19 protein-coding genes are annotated in these 19,006 nt (G+C 52.2%); 9 read left to right on the top strand and 10 right to left on the bottom strand.

Annotated elements, in window-relative coordinates:
• Positions 1-99: 99 nt before the first annotated feature.
• From Dvar_RS33955 to Dvar_RS33945, 3 genes are read right to left on the bottom strand one after another with little or no spacing between them, the layout of a single operon-like run.
• Positions 100-858, bottom strand: coding sequence for a Rossmann-like domain-containing protein (locus Dvar_RS33955; protein ID WP_419657559.1), 759 nt, complete (start codon positions 856-858; stop codon positions 100-102).
• Positions 858-1,967 (bottom strand): molybdopterin-binding protein, encoded by a 1,110-nt coding sequence (locus Dvar_RS33950; RefSeq protein WP_419657558.1) that lies wholly within the window; start codon positions 1,965-1,967, stop codon positions 858-860. The genes Dvar_RS33955 and Dvar_RS33950 overlap by 1 nt, the downstream gene beginning before the upstream one ends.
• 32 nt (positions 1,968-1,999) lie before the next feature.
• Positions 2,000-2,611 (bottom strand): FmdE family protein, encoded by a 612-nt coding sequence (locus Dvar_RS33945; RefSeq protein ID WP_419657557.1) that lies wholly within the window; start codon positions 2,609-2,611, stop codon positions 2,000-2,002.
• 490 nt (positions 2,612-3,101) lie between these two features.
• On the opposite strand from Dvar_RS33945, the gene resB reads away from it, so the two are divergent.
• The 3 genes from resB to Dvar_RS33930 all read left to right on the top strand — a co-directional run bounded on the left by resB (position 3,102) and on the right by Dvar_RS33930 (position 5,964).
• A complete protein-coding gene (gene resB, locus Dvar_RS33940; RefSeq protein WP_419657556.1) occupies positions 3,102-4,523 on the top strand; it encodes a cytochrome c biogenesis protein ResB in 1,422 nt (473 codons plus the stop codon).
• Positions 4,524-4,592: 69 nt separating this feature from the next.
• Positions 4,593-5,432 (top strand): c-type cytochrome biogenesis protein CcsB, encoded by an 840-nt coding sequence (gene ccsB, locus Dvar_RS33935; protein ID WP_419657555.1) that lies wholly within the window; start codon positions 4,593-4,595, stop codon positions 5,430-5,432.
• Between the two features lie 73 nt (positions 5,433-5,505).
• Positions 5,506-5,964: an AsnC family transcriptional regulator gene (locus Dvar_RS33930; RefSeq protein WP_419657554.1), complete on the top strand. Its 459-nt coding sequence runs from the start codon at positions 5,506-5,508 to the stop codon at positions 5,962-5,964.
• Between the two features lie 8 nt (positions 5,965-5,972).
• Here Dvar_RS33930 and Dvar_RS33925 read toward each other — a convergent pair whose 3' ends face one another.
• The 6 genes from Dvar_RS33925 to Dvar_RS33900 form a co-directional block, all read right to left on the bottom strand.
• Positions 5,973-6,383, bottom strand: coding sequence for a response regulator (locus Dvar_RS33925; protein WP_419657553.1), 411 nt, complete (start codon positions 6,381-6,383; stop codon positions 5,973-5,975).
• Between the two features lie 106 nt (positions 6,384-6,489).
• Positions 6,490-7,233, bottom strand: a complete 744-nt coding sequence (gene sfsA / locus Dvar_RS33920; protein WP_419657552.1) for a DNA/RNA nuclease SfsA — start codon at positions 7,231-7,233, stop codon at positions 6,490-6,492.
• 29 nt (positions 7,234-7,262) lie between these two features.
• Positions 7,263-7,682, bottom strand: a complete 420-nt coding sequence (locus Dvar_RS33915; RefSeq protein ID WP_419664202.1) for a YkgJ family cysteine cluster protein — start codon at positions 7,680-7,682, stop codon at positions 7,263-7,265.
• Positions 7,683-7,985: 303 nt separating this feature from the next.
• Complete coding sequence (locus Dvar_RS33910) at positions 7,986-8,966, bottom strand: uroporphyrinogen decarboxylase family protein (protein WP_419657551.1); 981 nt, start codon at positions 8,964-8,966, stop codon at positions 7,986-7,988.
• A gap of 34 nt (positions 8,967-9,000) precedes the next feature.
• Positions 9,001-9,636 (bottom strand): corrinoid protein, encoded by a 636-nt coding sequence (locus Dvar_RS33905; protein ID WP_419657550.1) that lies wholly within the window; start codon positions 9,634-9,636, stop codon positions 9,001-9,003.
• Positions 9,637-9,673: 37 nt separating this feature from the next.
• Positions 9,674-10,477 carry a methyltetrahydrofolate cobalamin methyltransferase gene (locus Dvar_RS33900; RefSeq protein ID WP_419657549.1) on the bottom strand — a complete coding sequence of 268 codons (804 nt, stop codon included), beginning with the start codon at positions 10,475-10,477 and terminating at the stop codon, positions 9,674-9,676.
• A gap of 191 nt (positions 10,478-10,668) precedes the next feature.
• Here Dvar_RS33900 and Dvar_RS33895 point away from each other — a divergent pair, with 191 nt between their 5' ends.
• Both Dvar_RS33895 and Dvar_RS33890 read left to right on the top strand, forming a co-directional pair.
• On the top strand, positions 10,669-11,565 hold the full coding sequence (locus Dvar_RS33895; RefSeq protein ID WP_419657548.1) for a LysR family transcriptional regulator: 897 nt from the start codon (positions 10,669-10,671) through the stop codon (positions 11,563-11,565).
• Complete coding sequence (locus Dvar_RS33890; RefSeq protein ID WP_419657547.1) at positions 11,562-12,113, top strand: DUF2284 domain-containing protein; 552 nt, start codon at positions 11,562-11,564, stop codon at positions 12,111-12,113. Before Dvar_RS33895 ends, Dvar_RS33890 begins: the two co-directional genes overlap by 4 nt.
• 100 nt (positions 12,114-12,213) lie before the next feature.
• Here the strand turns inward: Dvar_RS33890 and Dvar_RS33885 are convergent, their stop codons facing one another.
• Positions 12,214-12,720 (bottom strand): Spy/CpxP family protein refolding chaperone, encoded by a 507-nt coding sequence (locus tag Dvar_RS33885; protein WP_419657546.1) that lies wholly within the window; start codon positions 12,718-12,720, stop codon positions 12,214-12,216.
• A gap of 277 nt (positions 12,721-12,997) precedes the next feature.
• Between Dvar_RS33885 and Dvar_RS33880 the strand changes: the two genes are divergently transcribed.
• From Dvar_RS33880 to Dvar_RS33865, 4 genes are all read left to right on the top strand, one after another.
• Positions 12,998-14,740, top strand: a complete 1,743-nt coding sequence (locus Dvar_RS33880) for an ATP-binding protein (RefSeq protein WP_419657545.1) — start codon at positions 12,998-13,000, stop codon at positions 14,738-14,740.
• A gap of 10 nt (positions 14,741-14,750) precedes the next feature.
• Positions 14,751-16,118, top strand: a complete 1,368-nt coding sequence (locus Dvar_RS33875; protein WP_419657544.1) for a sigma-54-dependent transcriptional regulator — start codon at positions 14,751-14,753, stop codon at positions 16,116-16,118.
• A gap of 202 nt (positions 16,119-16,320) precedes the next feature.
• Positions 16,321-18,393 (top strand): response regulator, encoded by a 2,073-nt coding sequence (locus Dvar_RS33870; RefSeq protein WP_419657543.1) that lies wholly within the window; start codon positions 16,321-16,323, stop codon positions 18,391-18,393.
• Entirely contained in the window at positions 18,390-18,707 is a 318-nt protein-coding gene (locus tag Dvar_RS33865) for an Hpt domain-containing protein (protein ID WP_419657542.1), read from the top strand. Before Dvar_RS33870 ends, Dvar_RS33865 begins: the two co-directional genes overlap by 4 nt.
• The last annotated feature ends 299 nt before the right edge of the window (positions 18,708-19,006 follow it).

Below are 19,006 nucleotides of genomic sequence, written 5' to 3'. Positions count from 1 at the left end.
GATAATTTTTCAGAGTCTATTGGGCTTTTCGATTTAAAAATTACACTGCCAGTGAGCAGAATTTTTCCGACGGTATTTGGTGACGGTTATTATGGTTTTTCAGCTTGCCTTTTCGAAACACCAATACACCTTTCGAGTGAAGGGCTTGAGCGCGCGGGTGCCGCCACCATGACGGACGGCTTTCAGGGCGCCTTCACGATCCATGACGGCGCTACCGGCCAGCATATGAACCGGTAGATGGGCGAACGCTTGGGGGAGCATGGGGGTTGAGGGGCCCAGAACAACGGTTTCAAGCCCGGGGCCGGCATGGCAGAGAATCTCTTCCATGGTACCGTTGACAATGCTGGTGGCCGTCAAAATGAGCACCTGGGCCCAATCGCCGAGTTGACGATAAAAGGTCTTTTTGTCACCAATTCCCCTGGTGTCGTCGATCACCGACAAGGGGATTTGCTTTTTTTCCAAAAAACGCACCAGCGGGGGAAAATAGCCGACCATGGCCACCCGTGCGCCGTCAAGGATACCGAAGCGGTCGAATAAAATCCGGTTTCTGGTATCCTCGGGCAGTGTTAGGGCACGGGGCTGGCTCAGGGCATTGATCAGGGCCAGCGCCATGGTGCGCAGCATGGGATCAGGCATTCGTATGCCTTCCAACAGGTCGACGGCCGGCCGGCCCTCATAGTCAACCACATCCATATTCCCCGAGTGGCTGCCATCTATGGCCACGCCGGTCGCTGCAATGCCAATGCCGCCATCCGACAGGCTTACGGCCGTGTACCCCAGACCGATCATTACCTGATCAACAGTAACCCGGACGGCGGCAGTGCAAACGGATTCAAATAACTTTTGGTTCAGGATCATTAAAAGCCGGTTTTGCCCATGGAACAGGCCGGATACCGGCACACCTTACAATCCAGACACAGTCCGCCCACGGCAAAACGGGCCAGATCCTGATCATCAATCGTCTCACCGGCCAAGAGGCGGGGCAGCACCAGATCGAAAATGGTGGTCTGATGGTAGAGCCCGCAGGCCGGAATCCCCACGATGGGCATATTGCCCTTGTACGCCACCTGGAACATGGCACCGGGAAGCACGGCCGCACCGTAGTACAGCTTGTCCACACCGGCCATGCGGATACCGTGACGGGTAACATCGTCCGGGTCAACCGACATGCCGCCGGTGGTGATCACCATATCCGTGTCATCTTCTGCGAAACGGCGCACGGCGTCGGCGATTCGTTCCGGATCATCGGGAAGAATCATGGTTTCCAGCAATTCGGCGCCCAGCGCGGTGACCTTGCCTTTGACGATGGCCTCGAAACGATCCTCGATCAGACCATCGTAAACCTCATTACCGGTGATCAGCAGGCGGATTTTTTTGCGTTGGTAGGCTTTGACGCTGAATATCGGTGCGTGCTCATTGGCCTGCGCGACGGCACGGTCCAGCACGCTGCGGTCGATGACCAGGGGGATGGCCCGGGTACCGGCCACAATTTGCCCTTCTGTTACCGGCATGTTGTTGTGCATGGAGGCACACATGACATCGGGGATCATGTTGAACGCCACCAGCGCATCGGTGTTGACCTTAAGCAATCCCGTGTAGGCGGCCTTGAGCTGCAGCTTGCCTTCCTTGGGCGTACCGCTGAACGTGACGCCGGGGCCGGCCAGGGCCGATGCCAGTTCCACCACGGCATCATCTTCGTGGACCTGGTCTTCGTTCAGGTCAAGGATATACAGGTGGCGTTTGCCCAGTCGCATCAGGTGGCAAACATCCGTCTGCTGAACCTCGTGCCCTTTTCTGAAAGACGGTCCTTTGTATTCACCGGGACGAACCTCGGTGATATCGTGGGCCAGGCGGGTGCCAACGGCTTCTTCGACTTTGATCTTGGTCATGCCGCCATTTTCCTGGCGGGCCTGGTCAGACTGACGCATGGTGGTATCCTTTTCTTGTTGATTAGTCTTCGTGTTCATCCCGAAATGACCTGTTTCCGGATGAACACAGGTTAGGCGATTTTTAACTGCGCATGTGATTTTAGGGGGTGATAATAGGCGCCATGAGCACAGGCGCGGCAGAGGACGCGGTCGCCCACCAACACCTCTTTCTTGTCCCTGACGATAATGCCGCACTCGGCGCATTGCGCCTTGAACCGAGTCGGTCCGGGCATATCATGAACCGGCACGTCAACATACACCTGATCGACGGTGAACAGCACGTCGTCGGGCATGTTGATATAGGCCTGGATCTGTCGCTGCCGTTTGTCCATGACGGTCGGTGCATATTGATCGACCAGATCCCTGGATGCCTCGGTGGAAACAATGCGAAATGCCTTGCCGGTCTCCAGGTTGACGAAGGTGGCCGCCATAATGCCGTTGTCCACAAACTTCAGGGACCTGCGTCCCAGTTTGACACCGGTCACAAACGCAATCGCATCGGTCGCACACCGATCGATCTCAACATAGATAATCAGTTTTTTGATTTGGGGCAACTCACGGGGGGTGTCCAGGCCGATCAGCTGACAGCCGAGCATTGCCATGCGTACACCAACCACCTGCCCGGGGCACAGATGCCCGTGAGCCTTGGCCGAACCTTCCAACAGGGTCTGAAAATTTTCCATCGTGTTCTTCCTGGCATATGTGTTAGGTTGAACATAACTGGTTGCCAAAAAAAGCGCCTTTTCCTACCCGAATAGACGTTTAGTGGGTCAACAACCCGAATCCCATAATTTGCGTAACACATAACACAAATTTTAGGCCTTGTATAGAGAAACGTTCGGGGAAATGAAAAACAACTCTTTTTTCTTGAATTATATTTATTAATTAACAAATAGTTATATTTTATCTTAAGAGTATTGTCTCATTAAAGATCGTTGACGGCTTCAAATCGCATATTTTTTGTTTGAATAACATTCCTTTCTGCTTGTCATGGCGCGATGGCGCATTATTTTATCAATTTATAACTTATCGATGATGATCCCCGAAGTGGTGGGCGGCCATGGTTTTCGGATCACCGGCGGCCACCGTCGATGGTTGTGCGGGTTGCAAATGGAGTGATTTCAAAATCGCCCATCGATTGATTGGCGATCAGACCACCAGAAGGAGTTTTGATTGAAGAGCGCTAATCCCCTGTGGAAATTCTTTTGCTCGGTCAAATTGACCATCGTGTTGCTGCTTTCATTGGCGACCACATCCATTATTGGAACAGTGATTCCCCAGAATCAAAATCCGGAGGCGTACCTCAATGCCTACGGCATGTTTCGATACCAACTGCTCAGTATTCTCGGCATTTTCGACATGTATCACGCCTGGTGGTTTCAGGGGCTATTGCTGCTGTTGACCGCCAATATCATCATTTGTTCCGTGGACCGGCTTAAGGCAAGTTGGAAACTGATCTTCAACCGCCGGCCCAATGCCAAACCTGCCCGATTTATCAACCACCCGGATGCCCGCAAACATAATGATAAACGCAGTGCAGAGGAACTGATCAAAATCGCTCAGCCGATGCTGGCCCGCCGGTTCAGTTATGTGAACGTTTTCCGGTCCGATGAGGCGACCCTCGTCTATGCTGAAAAAGGGCGGTTGTCCCGCCTGGGGGTCTATGTGGTTCACCTTAGCGTCATTTTTTTATTGATCGGCGGGCTGGTTGGCTCCCTGTTTGGTTTTGAGGGGTTTGTCAACCTTGCCGAAGGGGAGGCCACGGATACCATTCGTATCCGTAACACAGGCGCGATTCATCGTCTGGATTTTCAAATCCGCTGTGATGACTTCCAGTTGACCTTGTACGACAATGGGGCGCCCAAGGAATACCGGTCCACCTTGACCATCCTGGAAGGGGAAAACGCGGTCAAACAAAAAGACATCATCGTCAACGACCCACTGCGCTACCGGGGGATCAATATTTTTCAGTCCAGCTATGGTAAGCTGCCGCCTGGAACAATGGCCCGGCCGCAAACGCCGAATACGGGCCCGGCCGAGACATACAACTTGACCTTTACCAGTCGGGACTCGGGAATGGGGTATTCCGCCGAGGCCAAGGTCGGTGTACCTGTGGATATCCCCGAAGGCATGGGCAAATTTGTGATCATGGCCTTTGATCCCGCGGCCAAGTTCAGGGGCATGGATGTAGGCGCGGCCTTGAAAGGAATCCTGACCCCACTCGAGGGCAGTCCCGTGGAGGTGCTGCTTCCGTTGAAGTTTGCCAATTTCGATAAAATGCGCGGGGGGGAGGTCATTATTTCCGTGGCCGGCCAGGGTCAAGACGCTGCCGCGGCCGCGCAACCTTCACCGGAACGTTATTATACCGGGCTTCAGGTTACCCGGGATCCGGGTGTGTGGCTGGTCTATAGCGGATTCATTCTGATGATCGCCGGTTGTTTCGTGACCTTTTACCTTTCCCACCAACAGGTCGGGATCGTTATTGAATCACTATCCAAAAACAGCCGGGTGACCGTTGCCGGGATATCAAATCGAAACAAATTGGCCATGAAAAATACCATCGATCGGCTTTTTGAGCGCATCGCCGAACACTAAGCCAACGGATCCAATCACCCGGATAATAGGTGTTTCGGATTAACCAAACAAAGGAGCGCAATAATATCCATGACCAGTTCACAACTGCTTTCCATTGCAACCTTCGTTTTTGCCTTGGCTGCCTTTTTTTATCTGGCAGCACTCATTTTTGCCAAGCCCAAGCTGACGATGCCGGCCCGTTGGATCGTGGCGGCAGCGGTGGGCGTGACCACCGTGGGCATTCTATTGCGCTGGGTGGAATCCTATCAGATGGGGATCGGTCATGCGCCCCTGTCCAATTTGTATGAATCCCTGGTCTTTTTTTCCTGGACCGCCGGGGTGATTTACCTTTTTTTAGAGCTAAAGTACAAAAATGCCCTGATTGGCGCCTTTGTCACCCCCATTGCTTTTTTGTCCATGGCCTATGCCAGCATGTCACCCAACATCAACGACCGCATCCAACCCCTGGTGCCGGCCCTGAAAAGCAATTGGCTGATTGCCCATGTGGCCACCTGTTTTTTCGGGTATGCGGCTTTTGCCGTGGCTTTTGGGATGAGCCTCATGTATTTGGTCAAGGCCAGAAATCCGGAAAAAAGCACCGGCATGATCGGTCATATTCCCAAGCTCGGGGTATTGGATGAGCTTACGCAACGGATGGTTCTGTTTGGTTTTCTTTTCCTTACCGTGGGCATCATTACCGGGTCCGTATGGGCCAATTCAGCCTGGGGTAGCTATTGGTCGTGGGATCCCAAAGAAACCTGGTCTTTGATCACCTGGTTTGTTTACGCGGCCCTGCTTCATGCCCGGCTGATGCGTGGCTGGGAAGGAAAACAGATCGCTTTTCTTTCGATTCTGGGATTTGCAGCGGTCCTGTTTACCTATTTTGGTGTGAATTTGTTGCCAGGCCTGCACAGTTATGGAAAAGTATAAAACCACACGCTATAATCTGAATTGAGTGCCGTTTGTGTGGCAATGAAGCGCAAAGGAAAGGGACTTATCTGACATGACCATCGATATGAACACGCTGGACAAAGCCATTCTCAATCGTATCCAAACCCGTTTTCCCCTGACTTCCCGGCCATTTGCCACCATCGCCGATGAACTGGGAAGTACGGAAAAAGAAGTCCTGACCCGTGTGTCACGACTCAAGGACGCCGGTATCATCAGGCGTATCGGAGGGAATTTTGTCCCCGGAAAGGTGGGGTTTGTCAGCACCTTGTGCGCCGCTCAGGTTCCCGAGGAAAAACTGGATCTATTTGCCCGCACGGTGAACACGTTCCCCGGTGTGACCCACAATTATCTCAGGGAAAATGCATTTAACGTGTGGTTTACCTTTATTTCGCCATCCATGACCATCATCCGTGACAACCTGGCTGCGATTGCCGAAAAAACAGGTGTCCGACGAATCCTCAATTTACCGGCCACGCATGTGTTTAAAATTAAGGCCAAATTTGACCTTTAGTTAGTGCATTATTTATATCCGTTGAATATTTCCTGGATTTTGCCGGACAGACTGGCAATCTGGTAGGGTTTCTGAATGATTGATGTCGGCTGAATGTCAATATCGCCGAATTCGGAGATGACCTGATCAACGGCCAGACCACTGGCAATAATAATTGGTAGGTCAGGGCTTAACTTGCGTAACCGCTGATAAATTTCCTTGCCATCCATGCCGGGCATCGTCAGGTCAAGTACCACACAGCCGATTTCTTGGCGGTGTGTTTTGAATTTTGCCAATGCCTCTTCACCACTCATGGCGGTAATGACCGTATGGCCCAGCCGTCCGAGGATGGCCTCCCCAACCTCGATGACCATTATTTCATCGTCTACCAAAAGAACTGTATGACTCTCTTGACCTGTACCGAGGGCATCGCTGTTCATTGCTGCGCCTCATTTTTTTTTAAGGTGGCTTTTAAGGGAAGATCTGTAGATACGAATTCATGTTACCGTTATGTTGGAGCCATGATAATTTAAAAACGTAAAGATTTCAAACTGAAAAACGCAAATCAATGGGCAATTTTGTGTTCAGGCGGATTCCTTCAAAATCAATCAGTACATCATAGGCCAATATTTCCACGCCGTTTTTGGCGGCGCGGCGTAATTTTGTCCCATAGTCGGGATCGATGTGATCGGCCGGCGCGAACCGATCGGCATCCATGCGCTGGATCAGGTAAAACATGACGCAGCGGCAACCGGTGGCCACCAGATCCTGCAAGGTTTCCAAATGTTTCTGACCACGGGTCGTTACCGCATCGGGAAACGTGGCCAGACCGTCTTCCACCAGGGTGCAGTTTTTTACCTCAACATAGCAGGGACGACGACCCGGGTCTTCGAGCAGAATATCGATACGCGAGTTTTCACCGGCTCTGATTTCGCGTCTGACCGTCTGATAGCCGCTCAGTTCATCCACATCACCGGTCTGGATGGCATGGGCCGTGAGGCGGTTGGGGATCTGGGTATTGACGCCCACCAGAGATGTCGGCATGTGGATCAGTTCCCAGGTATAGTTGAGCTTGCGCTTGGGATTGTCATGATAGGACACATAGACCGCCTGGCCGGGCTGGCAGCAGGCCTTCATGCTTCCCGAATTGGGGCAATGGGCGGTAACGATTTGGCCATCGTCCAGACGGATATCGGCCAAAAAGCGTTTGTAGCGCTTGATCAGCGTGCCCTTGATCAACGGCGGCCAGGCAATGATACCGCGCTTTTTTGATTTTTTGGATGCGCCCACTTTACCCCTTTGCGTTGTTAAACCCATTTTTAGGGTATTTCATCGAAAAGCAGGGTCAGGATATCCGCTTTGGAATAAAACTGTCCGCTGCCGATCCCCGGGCATTCCTTTTGAATGGCTTTCCAGCGCGCTTCGGAGCGCAGGTTCCGGAACCAAAAGGGAAATGTACGGCACTGGGTGGGGCGAACAGGATAAATGCGGCAGCCGTCCCCAAAAAACAGACAACGGCCGTCATCTGCTTCCTTGATCCGATAACCGTCTTCCCAGACGGTCAGATAGGTTTCGATTACCCGGGACAATGGCTCGCCCAAATGCACGGCGATTGCTTCGGTCTCCTTTGCGCTGACGCGCACGATCCCAGGCGCGCCGGTGCAACAGGCACCACACCGCCGGCAGGTGAAACGAATGCCCGCATCGAAAAAATAGGGTCGCTGATCCAACTGATTCATGGTTCGCAAAACGAGGCCTTCATTAATTATCAGCCTGCACCTTTACCAGAAGCGTTAACGTGAAGTCAAACCGGATTAGATTACCACCCAGGGCAATCGCATATGAATCGCTTGGGTAATCCAAATAATGTCCATCCCCATGCCGATAGAGATACCGATAAACCTGAGTGACATGCGGTTACCCTGCCGCTGCCGATGAAATCCGACATCCCAAAAAAACACCACCGGGCACGTTACCCGTGCACCCGGTGGTGAGGAGGTTGCCGACAGTCGACAAAATTACATCCAGTTACAGTCCATCAATCAGTACATCTCTTTACTAATGATATCGATTTGCTTGCTCACTTCATCGTAGACGCCGGGAAAAGAGCTAAACCCCAATCCCTGGGTCAGACAGGGAATAAAATAGTGCTTACCGCAGCTCTGGCAGGCTTTTCTGACATGCTCGGCACAAATTTCAGGTTTCCATTCAGGAAAATCGATGGCGCCACTGTCCAGCCCCCCCATAAAGGTGATTTGCTTGCCGTACTGCTCGATCAGCGCGGGGATGTTATTGGTGCTCATTGCGCCCTGCCAGATATCGATGCCCATTTCGATCATGAGCGGGACGTAGGTTGCGGCATAGGAATCGCTGTGATGCACGATCAGCTCGACCCCATTGTCTTTCCAGAACTTGTAGATCTCTTTGTACGGTTCGAGAAAGAAGTCCGCGTACATGTCCGGAGAAAGGAAGGTCGATGACTGTCCGCCCCAGTCGTCGTGATGGAACAGCGCATCCGGATGGAGCCGGTCAATGATCTGTTCAGCTCTTCTCAACTCATAGTCCTTGAGCAGGGCAATCAGGCCGTGCATCTCTTCAGGCTCTTCATACAGCGCCATCAGGGCATCCTCCATGCCCATCAGATGATGGGTCATTTCAAAAATGCCGGGCATTTGGCCTGCCGCCAGAAACTGTTCCTCACGGTTCACCTTGCTGGCCTGCTCGATGGCGGGAGCCCATTCCTCGTCTTTGAAGTCGAGACTGGGCGCCTTGACCTGCTCGCGCCACTGGGTAATGTCCTTGAGCACCTTGTGCGTGTCATCGTGAATGGGAAAGGCGCCGATCTGATCTTCGGGAAAGGTAAACGTGATCCCCCAGTCATCCTTTACCGTCTGGCCGGGCGCCAGCGGGTATTTGAATCCGGGAAGGAAAATGGCGACATCCATGAATTCATATTGATTGACGAACCGGTCCGGGCTTCCGCCTTTGATGGTTTCCAACAGATTTTGTTTTTTAGTCAACATGGCTTATTTTCTCCCTGTGGTGGTGTTGTGCTGCTTAAGCTGCGGCGACGAGTTCCTTGGCCTTGATGGCAGCGCTGCCGGCATCGGGGGCATAGCCGTCCGCACCGATCTCCGCCGCGAATTGAGCGGTGACCGGTGCGCCGCCGACCAGCACCTTGAACCCGTTCAGACCGGATCCTTTAAGGGTTTTGACCGTTTCCTTCAACGCCGGCATGGTGGTCGTCAGCAGCCCCGAGCAAGCGACAAGCTTCACATTTTCATTGGTTTTGACGGCATCGATGAACTTTTCAGCAGAGACATCCACACCCAGGTCAACCATGGTGAACCCGGCGCTTTCGATCATCATGGCCACAAGATTCTTCCCGATGTCGTGCAAGTCACCCTGAACCGTTCCGATAACGCAGGTTCCCAGCGATGCGCCGCCTTCTCCGGCCAGAAGGGGTTTTAGCACGTCCACCCCTTTGGCCATAGCCTTTGCGGCCATCAGCATTTCAGGGACAAAAATTTCATTGGCGGAAAACTTATCACCGACAATCCCCATGGCCGAGACCATTGCATCAAGAATCTCGACAGGGTTGCTGCCTTCATCCAGCGCTTCCTGGACGAGGCCGGGTACGATTTTTGTTTTTCCTTTTTCGACATTTGCTTTTACATCATCAATTTTTGACATGGGTCCCCCCTTTTTAAGTTAAAACGATTATGGCAGATTATTTAACAGGGCCGTAAAGCCCTTCGCGGTAGCCGCCTATGTATTCCATGCAGTATTCGTCATTTCCCTTTAAGGCTTCCGTGGCGTAGATCAGTCCCATCATATGCTTGTGAAGCGGATTGATGATGGCGCTGTCCATTCCCGCGCCCATGGAAAGCACCAGAAACGCCTGGTTGACGAATTTGCGGGCCGGCAGGTTGAACGAAATATTGCTGGCGCCTCCGGTCACATGAATCGTGGGATACTGCCGCTTGACTTCCCGCATCACTTCCAGGACAGTGTTGATGCCGTCTTCAGCGGTGCAAAGCATTTCAACCAATGGATCGATATGCAGGCGGGACGGATCGATATTGAAAGCCTTGGCCTTTTCCATGATGGCGGCAAACACCTCAAGACGCTTTTCTCCGGTTTGGGGGATGCCGGTATCGTCGCACAACAGCGCGATACATTCCCATTTGCTCTCCGCGATTATCGGAAAAACGAGATCGATCTTGTTTCCTTCCATGGAGACGGAGTTGACAAGCCCGGGTTTATTGCAAAATTCGATAGCCTTGGCGCACACCTGGGCGTCGGGGCTGTCGATGGCGATCGGCGTGTCGGTAACGTCCTGGACCAGATCGATAAGCCACTTCATCGTTTCCAGTTCAATGGCTGAGTCCACTGAGGCGCATACGTCGATATAGGCCGCGCCGGCTTCTGACTGACTTTTGGCGAGTTCTTTGATAAACGCTTCGTCCTTGTCGGCAATTGCCTTTGCCACAGACGGAATGGCGCCGTTGATCTTTTCACCGATAATTATCATTTGACTTCCCCCGTTGTTGTTTAGTACTAATCATATAGTCATATATAAGACTGCATAAACGCACATTTTTGCATTAGACGGAAATAATAAATTCAGCAGGGTTATGCATTTTTTGAATAACTATCACGGTCGGGAATGTCAGGCTGGTTTTTACCGTGGCCCTTAAGGACCATTTTGTTCAGGGTGCACCCATGAAAATCGATTATTTCAGAGAATTCATTACCTTAGCAAAATATCTGAACTTTTCAGTGGCATCTGAACTGCTCAACATGACTCAGCCGGGGTTGAGCCGGCATATTGCCACACTTGAAAAAGAAGTGGGCGTAACACTTTTGGAAAGGGACACCCACGGTGTTCGGCTGACCCAGGCCGGCACGCAATTTCTGGATGGGATCAAAAGGATTGTAGACGACTATGATGCCTTGTGTGAAAAGGTGCTCCACGGTGGCGCCCAACAGCTTCATATCGGTGTTCCGTATTTCGGGATCAACAGATATCTGAGCGATATGGTCAGTGGGTTCGAGGCATCCCATCCCCAGGTCAAACTCAAATATCTGCCCGCCTATCCGGAGGCCATCATCGATGCACTGCTGGCCAAGCAAGCGGATCTGGCCATCCTTCCCAGGGTTGATTCCCCCAATTCCGAAAGGCTGATATTTCACGATGCGTTCAGGGAACCCCTGACCGTTATAATGCATCGGGAACATCCCCTGGCATCCCGGAAAAGCCTGCACCTCATCGATTTGAAAGATGAACGGTTTATCTCTATTCAAGGGTATTACAGTGGTGCCATGGTCGAATATCAGCATGATTTTTGCCGTCAGGTCGGGTATGAGCCCCAGACCATAATGACAGTCAATACGATTGAGGAAGCCGTGTTGAAGATGAAACCGGACATGGGGGTCATGCTCATGCCGGGCCATCTGAAAGAGGCAACGATTTCCGCCAATGTGAAATGCATCGATATTGCTGATTCGCAATGCTATCTCACCATCAGCCTGTGGCATCATCCGGAAAATGATAACCCGCTGATTGGCCCCTTTATCGAGCACTATCTGAAGTTAAGCGCAGAAGGAGAGTACGATTGAACGCTGAGCCTTTTTATCAATTGACCCAGGACTTTTTTGACCATGCAAAAACCATTGATCCGTCAACCGTTCCGATCGATGATCACGTCAGGGCAATGTGTGAACAAAACGCGTGTGGATATTTCGGGAGAAGCTGGACCTGCCCGCCGGCCATTGATTCTCTCGACAAACTGCGGTTGCAACTTTCCAATTACAACCGGTTGATGGTTGTCGACAAGGTATATGCCCTGGAAAGCAGTTTTGACTGGGAAGGCATGGTCGCCGGTGTGAAAGACTTCCAGACAAGAATTCTCAAGCTGAAGAAAAAAATTGAATCGCTGGCGCCCGACCTACGGTTTCTGACGCTGGGCGCCGGTGCCTGCCAGTTATGCAAGCACTGTTCTTATCCGGAACAACAACCCTGCAAGCATCCTGAAGACGCCATTTTTTCTGTTGAAGCCTATGGCATTGATGTCATGAAAATGATGGCGGAAAATGGAATGAGTTATAATAATGGTCAAAATACAGTGACCTATGTCGGCGGCATCTTCTGGCAAACGGACAGTTAGCATGCCGATCTGTGACCGGACCGGCAGGTTTCCAAAATGCCATGTGCCAGGGACGTATCCCTGACACATGGCAGACCGTCAAGTTCGATAGCGATACCAATTAGCGGTAGTTACCGGGACCACATCCCTTGCCGTGCCTCGGTCCGTGGCCTCTCCGGCCGTGGCCGTCTCCGAAGAATCCCATGCCCGCATCAGGGTTGATTTCACGCATTTTCATAATGTGCGTCAGCCGTTTTTGGTCCAGTTGGGCCTGCAAGTCAGAAACCTCTTTTTGTAAACTTGAGGCTTTTTTCATATCCGGACTGCGTTTGGCGATTTCGGCGCGCAGTTCCAGGCGTTTGGCACGCAGATCCTGACGCTGGGTCTTGGTGGCTTCGAAAAACGCCTGGCGTTCGGCATCCAGTTGTTTTTTCTGCTCATCCGTCAGATTGGCTGCCTGGCGACCATAAGGGCAATCTGCGTTGCGCTGGTGATAGCCGTAGCCCCCTGAAGTGTTTTCATCACTGCGATAGCCCATCCCTTTGCCGGCAAAGGCAACGGTGCCCATGGCCACGAGGCCCACTGTAATCAGACTGATCATTGCGGTACGAATGGTGTTGGTTTTCATGGGTTACTCCTTTCATCCACATTTTTAGTTTACTTTGTGTTTTAGTTCCATGATCAATTTTCTGCTAACTTCCTTGAGCAAAGTAAATGCCAAAACTGATTGCCATTTCTTTGAAAAAGTCATAACTTACTAAATCAAATGGATAAAACTATATTTATGGCGGCTGACACACGATACGGCCGGTGGACATTATCGATCCGGCTGGATAGAAAGTAACCAGTCTTATTGGCCAGGCCGGGTAAAAATGTTCCGGTTTGAATAGAAATGGTTAAGACGGATGCGCCTGAAATCAAGTTATAAAATGCTGCTATCTGGATTTTCGCCGTGGGTCATTATCGGTGCCGCAGTGGTGCTTTTGCCCATTGTCGCATTGATGACCATGGAGACCATCAATCGCCAGAAGCAGCAGAGCATTCACCTGATGATCGCAAAAGGGGCCGCCCTGATCCGGTCTTTCGAAGCCGGTACACGCATGGGAATGCGCGGTGGCAGTGGTTTCCGGTTGCAGCGGTTGCTTGTTGAAACCGCCGCCCAGCCGGACATTGCCTACCTGCTTGTGGCCCATGTGGACGGCACGGTGATTGCCCACAGCCAGTTCGATCAGGTGGGGGGGCAATACGCGGCAGGTCTTGATCTGAATGCCGTTTATCAGGCGCCGGCGTTGTCCTGGCGTCGGACCACCTCGCCGGATGGTGATCCGGTGTTTGAAATTTTTGGGAAATTTGCGCCGCTGGCCAGGCGGCTGCATCGACCGCATAATGGGCCCGAGGGGCCCATGATGGATTGGAAAGCACGGCATCCGCCAACCACCAATAGCGCTCCCATGGTTATTTTTGTTGGCTTCCGAACCGACGATCTGGACGCTGCTCATGCGGCTGATGTCCGGCACACCATGGTGATGGCGGCAGTCCTGCTGCTGGTGGGCTGTGCCGGCGTGCTGCTGCTTTTCATGGCCCAGAACTACCGGTCGGCCCGTACCTCGCTCGCTCGGGTCCAGGTGTTTTCCGACAACCTGGTTTCGCGGATGCCCATCGGTTTGGTTGCCCTGGATCAAAAAGGCCGCGTTACCGCTCTCAATTCCGTTGCCGAAACCACGCTGGGGGTACCGGCGGCTGAAATGATCGGCAAGGAGGCCGGGGCAACCCTGCCGGCAGTGCTGGTGGATACCTTGAATGATGCCGGGGACCCGGTCGAAAAAGAGGTGCTTTGTCCGGTGGCCGAAAACCGCCAGATTCCTTTGGATGTAAGCGCGGCCATGTTGACCGATGAGCACGGCAAGCACTTTGGCCGGGTGATTCTGTTTAAGGATTTGACGGAAATGCGGGCCCTGCGCCAGGAATTGGAAAAAAACCGACGTCTGGCGACTGTTGGCCGCCTGGCCGCCGGCGTGGCTCACGAAATCCGCAATCCGCTCAGCTCACTCAAAGGGTTTGCAACCTATTTTAAGGAAAAGTACCAGGCAAACGATCGGGATCAGGAAATCGCCCGGATCATGATCCAGGAAGTTGATCGTCTTAACCGGGTGGTCACCCAGCTGTTGGAGTTTTCACGGCCCATGCGTCTTCATCTGCAATCCTCACCACTGAAACCAATGATTGAGGATGCCTTCCGGCTGATCGACCAGCAGGCCAGGACGGCTGGTGTGACCGTGGCTCTTGAAATGGCCGATCAGCATCGTCTCAGCCGAATGGACGTTGATAAAATGAAACAGGTGCTGCTTAATCTCTTCTATAACGCTCTGGATGCCATGCCGGACGGGGGGCGCTTGACCGTCCGGGTAACAGATGAGGAAAACGAGGCGATTGGCCTGGAAGTGAAAGACACGGGGGCTGGTATCCCGCTCAAAGACCAGCCCCATGTTTTCGAACCCTATTTTTCCACCAAAAAAACCGGGACCGGACTGGGGCTGGCCATCGTGCATAATATTATCGAGGCCCATCAGGGCAGGATCGAGATCCACAGCCGGCAGGGGGAGGGAACTTGGGTCAGAATCACCTGGCCGGCAGGTAACAAACCATAAGGAAGGAAACATGCCTACATCCCACCGCATTCTAATCGTTGATGACGATACCGCCCACCGAACCATGCTGTTTACCCTTGTTGGCGGATGGGGATATGATCTGATGGAGGCTGACGATGGAGAATCCGCCATTGCTGCCGTCGAGGCCGAGCCCGTTGACCTGGTACTCATGGATATTCGAATGGTACGCATGTCCGGAATCGAGGCCCTGGAACGAATAAAGGCCATCAACCCGGCGATTCCCATCGTGCTGATGACGGCCTATGCCTCTGTTGAGATGGCTGTCGAAGCGCTTAAAAAAGGCGCCTATGACTATCTGATCAAGCCTTTGGACTTTGACAAACTGCGCCTGACCCTGGACCGGGCGCTCGAGCATATTCGGCTGAAAAAGGAAAATCAGCAGCTCAAACAGCAGCTGGCCACCGGATCACGCTATCCTTTGATCATCGGGAACAGTCCGGCCATGACCCGGCTGATGGAAACCGTGGCCCAGGTGGCCGCATCCGAGGCTACGGTAATGATCACCGGCGAATCAGGAACCGGAAAAGAATTGGTGGCGGCGGCCATTCATCACAGCAGCCCCCGCGAAGCGGGCCCCTTTGTCAAGGTTAATTGTGCCGCCATCACTGAAACACTGCTCGAATCAGAGCTTTTCGGTCATGAGAAGGGCGCTTTTACCGGTGCGGACCGTCTCAAGGAAGGCCGATTTGTGCAAGCCAACGAGGGCAGCCTTTTTCTGGACGAAGTTGGCGAGATGCCGATTTCCATGCAGGTCAAACTCTTGCGTGTGCTTCAGGAACGGGAGCTGACCCGGGTGGGCGGGGAGGCGGTGATCGCCGTGGACGTCCGGCTGATCGTCGCCACCAACCAGGACCTGGTGCAAATGGTGGCACAAGGATCGTTTCGCGAGGACCTGTATTATCGTCTCAATGTAGTGGAGCTCAAAACCCCGCCACTACGGCAGCGTCGGGAGGATATTCCGCTTCTGGCCGCTCATTTCCTATCCCATTTCGCCGAAAAAAACCGCAAATCCGTGGATCAGTTCACGCCCCGTGCCATGGATCTGTTGATTCACCATACCTGGCCGGGCAATGTGCGGGAGCTGATGAATACCATCGAACGGGCTGTGGTCCTTTCCCGATCCACCTGCCTTGATGAAGATGATTTTACCGGTTTGACCGCCGACCCCTCCGATAACGGCACTGTTTCATTGGCGGGCAGCACGCCGTTTGACGTACCGCTCGAAGAAATTGAAAAGGACGCTATTGCCCATACGCTGGCCTCAGCAAAGGGCAACAAAAGCGAAGCGGCCCGGCGATTGGGGATTACCCGTAAAACCCTGCGGGAAAAACTAAAAAAATATAACCTGCCTTTATAATGCCATCCCAAAATGCCAACATTGGGGTTAAAGTCCCCCCTTTGTTGGCCGATATAGATCACATTACTTAAGACGGAATCTCGTTTTTTTGTTTTTCATTTGTTTCAATCCAGCCGGTTACCAAAAGAGCCGGAAGAAAATAAGTTCAACACGGCAGCTTGCGTTTGCCTGATGCCTAACACCGAAAAGAAAAGCGATACTCATGACCAGTACTGACACGCTTCTGGAACTGGTAAAAAGAAACAAGTTGTTGGAGGAAGAAAACAGGCGTTTCCGTGAAGCTCAGGAAGAAAGCAGCGCCAGCGAAGAACGCTTCCGGTTGATTTCTGAAACCATCCATTTTGGTGTGTTTGAAATCGATAATGAAGGCAGCTGCCAGTATACCAATACGAGTTTCCAGCAAATCTTTGGAATCAGTTTGGTGGACAGCCTTACCCGGGACTGGCGTGAATTCCTCCACGACGATGACCGGCAGGAGGTTTCCAATGTGTGGGAACAGGCTCTTGAAGGGATGGAAACCTTTTCCAGGAATTGCCGGATCATTCGTCCGGATGGGGTGCATCGATGGGTGCATGTCCATTCGCAGCCGGTATTTTCCGATACGGGTGGCCGCTATACCGGCACGGTTGAGGATATTACCGAGCGCAAGCTGGCTGAAGATGAACTGAAAAAAGCCAAAGAGGCTGCGGAAAGCGCCAATATGGCCAAAAGCCAGTTCCTGGCCAACATGAGTCATGAGATCCGGACGCCCATGAACGGTGTGATCGGATTCACCGATCTGCTGCTGGAAACCGAGCTTGATGATGTGCAGGTGGACTACACCCAAACCATCAAACGCAGTGGCATCGCACTGCTATCCTTGATTAACGATATCCTTGATTTTTCCAAAATCGAATCCGGCGAACTGGATTTTGAGGAGATTGAATTCGATCCGGAACTGTTGGCCTACGATGTCTGCGACCTGGTCAGGCCCAAAATCGGCGAGCTTCCCGTGGAACTTTTATGCCGTATTGATGATAACATGCCGACCATGGTCAATGGGGACCCCTTGCGGTTCCGTCAGGTGATCACCAATCTTTTGGGCAATGCGCCCAAATTTACCGAGGCCGGTGAGATTGAACTCGCTTTAAATGTGGAAGATGAGAAACCGGAATCGGTCAAACTGCATGCCACCATCCGCGATACGGGAATTGGTATCCCTGCGGATAAGCTGGACGCCATTTTTGAGCCTTTTCAGCAGGCCGATGGGTCAACCACGCGCAAATACGGTGGTACTGGCCTGGGGCTTTCCATCTGTAAACAGATCTCCAATATGATGGGTGGGGACGTGTGGGTGGAAAGTGAGATTGGCAAGGGAAGTGTTTTTCATTTTACCGCCTGGTTGGGCAAATGCGAAGAAAAGCATGCCCGGCGGATGCCACCGGTATCACTCGGCGGCGTGCGGGTTCTGACTGTCGATGACAATAAAACCAATACGCAGATTTTACAACAGATATTTGCTGCTGCAAAGATGTCCTGCAGCGTGGTAAACTGTGGTAAGGATGTGCTGCCTGCTTTGGAAACCGCGCATGCGGACGGCAGTCCCTTTGATTTGTGTGTGTCGGATATTCGAATGCCGGATATGGACGGGTATGCTGTTGCGGACCGAATTCATGCGGCGGATGCCTCCGTATCGGCCACGCCTTTGATCGCCCTGTCCAGCTCGTTGGAAAGAGATGCCCATCGTTGTGAAAAATCTGGATTCAAAGGGTTCTTGAGCAAACCCGTGCGACGGGAAAAGCTGTTTCAGATGATGGGCCGAGTGCTCAGCGACCGACATGATGACGCCAGCGGTCAATCGCAGAAAAAAGAGAAAATCCATACCCAGTACTCGGTCAGAGAGGATTTAAAACATTCGGTGCGCATTTTATTGGCCGAGGATAATCCCGTGAATCAGAAACTGGCCAAGCTCATGCTGGGAAAAGCCGGTTATCAGGTGGAGGTGGCTGGCAACGGTATAGAGGCCGTAGAGATGTATACCGCTTCACCGGATGCCTATGATCTGATTTTCATGGACATTCAGATGCCGGAAATGGACGGTAAGGAAGCCACCCAGACAATCCGCCAAAAAGGGTTCGAGCATGTGCCGATCATTGCCATGACTGCCCATGCCATGAAAGGGGACCGGGAAATGTGTTTGGAAGTGGGAATGAACGATTACATCACCAAACCCATCAAACGGGAGGCGGTGTTTGCCATTATCGAAAAGACTGTTTTTAACAAGGAGACTGCATGAATTTCAAGGAACTTGCCGATAATATTGGCCTGGACGAGGAAGATTATCGAGAACTGATTGAATTGTTTCTTGATACGGGGAAGGCCGATTATGATAAGCTAAAGCATGCACTTGAGGCCAGCGATGATGAGCAGGTGGCCCGCAGCGCCCATACCATCTGTGGCGCTTCCGGCAATATGGGGCTGATGAATGTACATGATGTCGCCAAGCGTATCGAATTATCCGCGATTAAGAAAAATTTAGATGCGGTAGGCGATGATGTCCAAGCGCTCCAGGGGCTCTTTGACGAGATCGCCCAGGCTTATCAAGGTTGATGATTGGGTGCCGACCGAATCATATACGGGAGTTAGTTGTAGCATTAAGCTGATCAACGGGTTAGTGTTAAGTGTTAAGCAAAGGTGTCCCATCGATTGATATATAAAATCTGATCCTTAACACTTAACACGCATTACTTATTACAAGATACCCTTGGAGGGAGCCTCCCGTCTCAAGCTTGAGCTTTGGGGACAACCGCAAAATTGTATTCAAACCTCTTTTTCATCCGCCACGCCTTCCTGTTTTGCTATAGGGTCATCTCGCAGCAATTGTAATTATGCCATGTCGAATTTTCCGA

The organism is Desulfosarcina variabilis str. Montpellier (assembly GCF_048565275.1).
Taxonomy (GTDB): Bacteria; Desulfobacterota; Desulfobacteria; order Desulfobacterales; family Desulfosarcinaceae; genus Desulfosarcina; species Desulfosarcina variabilis.
The sequence above is the reverse complement of the archived record's forward strand: the minus strand, read 5'-3'. Positions and strand labels throughout refer to the sequence as shown.

Excerpts from the sequence above, each read along its gene's own strand:
- Dvar_RS33955 (WP_419657559.1), bottom strand. The coding sequence starts at position 858 with ATGATCCTGAACCAAAAGTTATTTGAATCCGTTTGCACTGCCGCCGTC.
- Dvar_RS33950 (WP_419657558.1), bottom strand. The coding sequence starts at position 1,967 with ATGAACACGAAGACTAATCAACAAGAAAAGGATACCACCATGCGTCAG.
- Dvar_RS33945 (WP_419657557.1), bottom strand. The coding sequence starts at position 2,611 with ATGGAAAATTTTCAGACCCTGTTGGAAGGTTCGGCCAAGGCTCACGGG.
- ccsB (WP_419657555.1), top strand. The coding sequence starts at position 4,593 with ATGACCAGTTCACAACTGCTTTCCATTGCAACCTTCGTTTTTGCCTTG.
- Dvar_RS33930 (WP_419657554.1), top strand. The coding sequence starts at position 5,506 with ATGACCATCGATATGAACACGCTGGACAAAGCCATTCTCAATCGTATC.
- Dvar_RS33925 (WP_419657553.1), bottom strand. The coding sequence starts at position 6,383 with ATGAACAGCGATGCCCTCGGTACAGGTCAAGAGAGTCATACAGTTCTT.
- Dvar_RS33915 (WP_419664202.1), bottom strand. The coding sequence starts at position 7,682 with ATGAATCAGTTGGATCAGCGACCCTATTTTTTCGATGCGGGCATTCGT.
- Dvar_RS33910 (WP_419657551.1), bottom strand. The coding sequence starts at position 8,966 with ATGTTGACTAAAAAACAAAATCTGTTGGAAACCATCAAAGGCGGAAGC.
- Dvar_RS33905 (WP_419657550.1), bottom strand. The coding sequence starts at position 9,636 with ATGTCAAAAATTGATGATGTAAAAGCAAATGTCGAAAAAGGAAAAACA.
- Dvar_RS33900 (WP_419657549.1), bottom strand. The coding sequence starts at position 10,477 with ATGATAATTATCGGTGAAAAGATCAACGGCGCCATTCCGTCTGTGGCA.
- Dvar_RS33895 (WP_419657548.1), top strand. The coding sequence starts at position 10,669 with ATGAAAATCGATTATTTCAGAGAATTCATTACCTTAGCAAAATATCTG.
- Dvar_RS33885 (WP_419657546.1), bottom strand. The coding sequence starts at position 12,720 with ATGAAAACCAACACCATTCGTACCGCAATGATCAGTCTGATTACAGTG.
- Dvar_RS33880 (WP_419657545.1), top strand. The coding sequence starts at position 12,998 with ATGCGCCTGAAATCAAGTTATAAAATGCTGCTATCTGGATTTTCGCCG.
- Dvar_RS33875 (WP_419657544.1), top strand. The coding sequence starts at position 14,751 with ATGCCTACATCCCACCGCATTCTAATCGTTGATGACGATACCGCCCAC.
- Dvar_RS33870 (WP_419657543.1), top strand. The coding sequence starts at position 16,321 with ATGACCAGTACTGACACGCTTCTGGAACTGGTAAAAAGAAACAAGTTG.
- Dvar_RS33865 (WP_419657542.1), top strand. The coding sequence starts at position 18,390 with ATGAATTTCAAGGAACTTGCCGATAATATTGGCCTGGACGAGGAAGAT.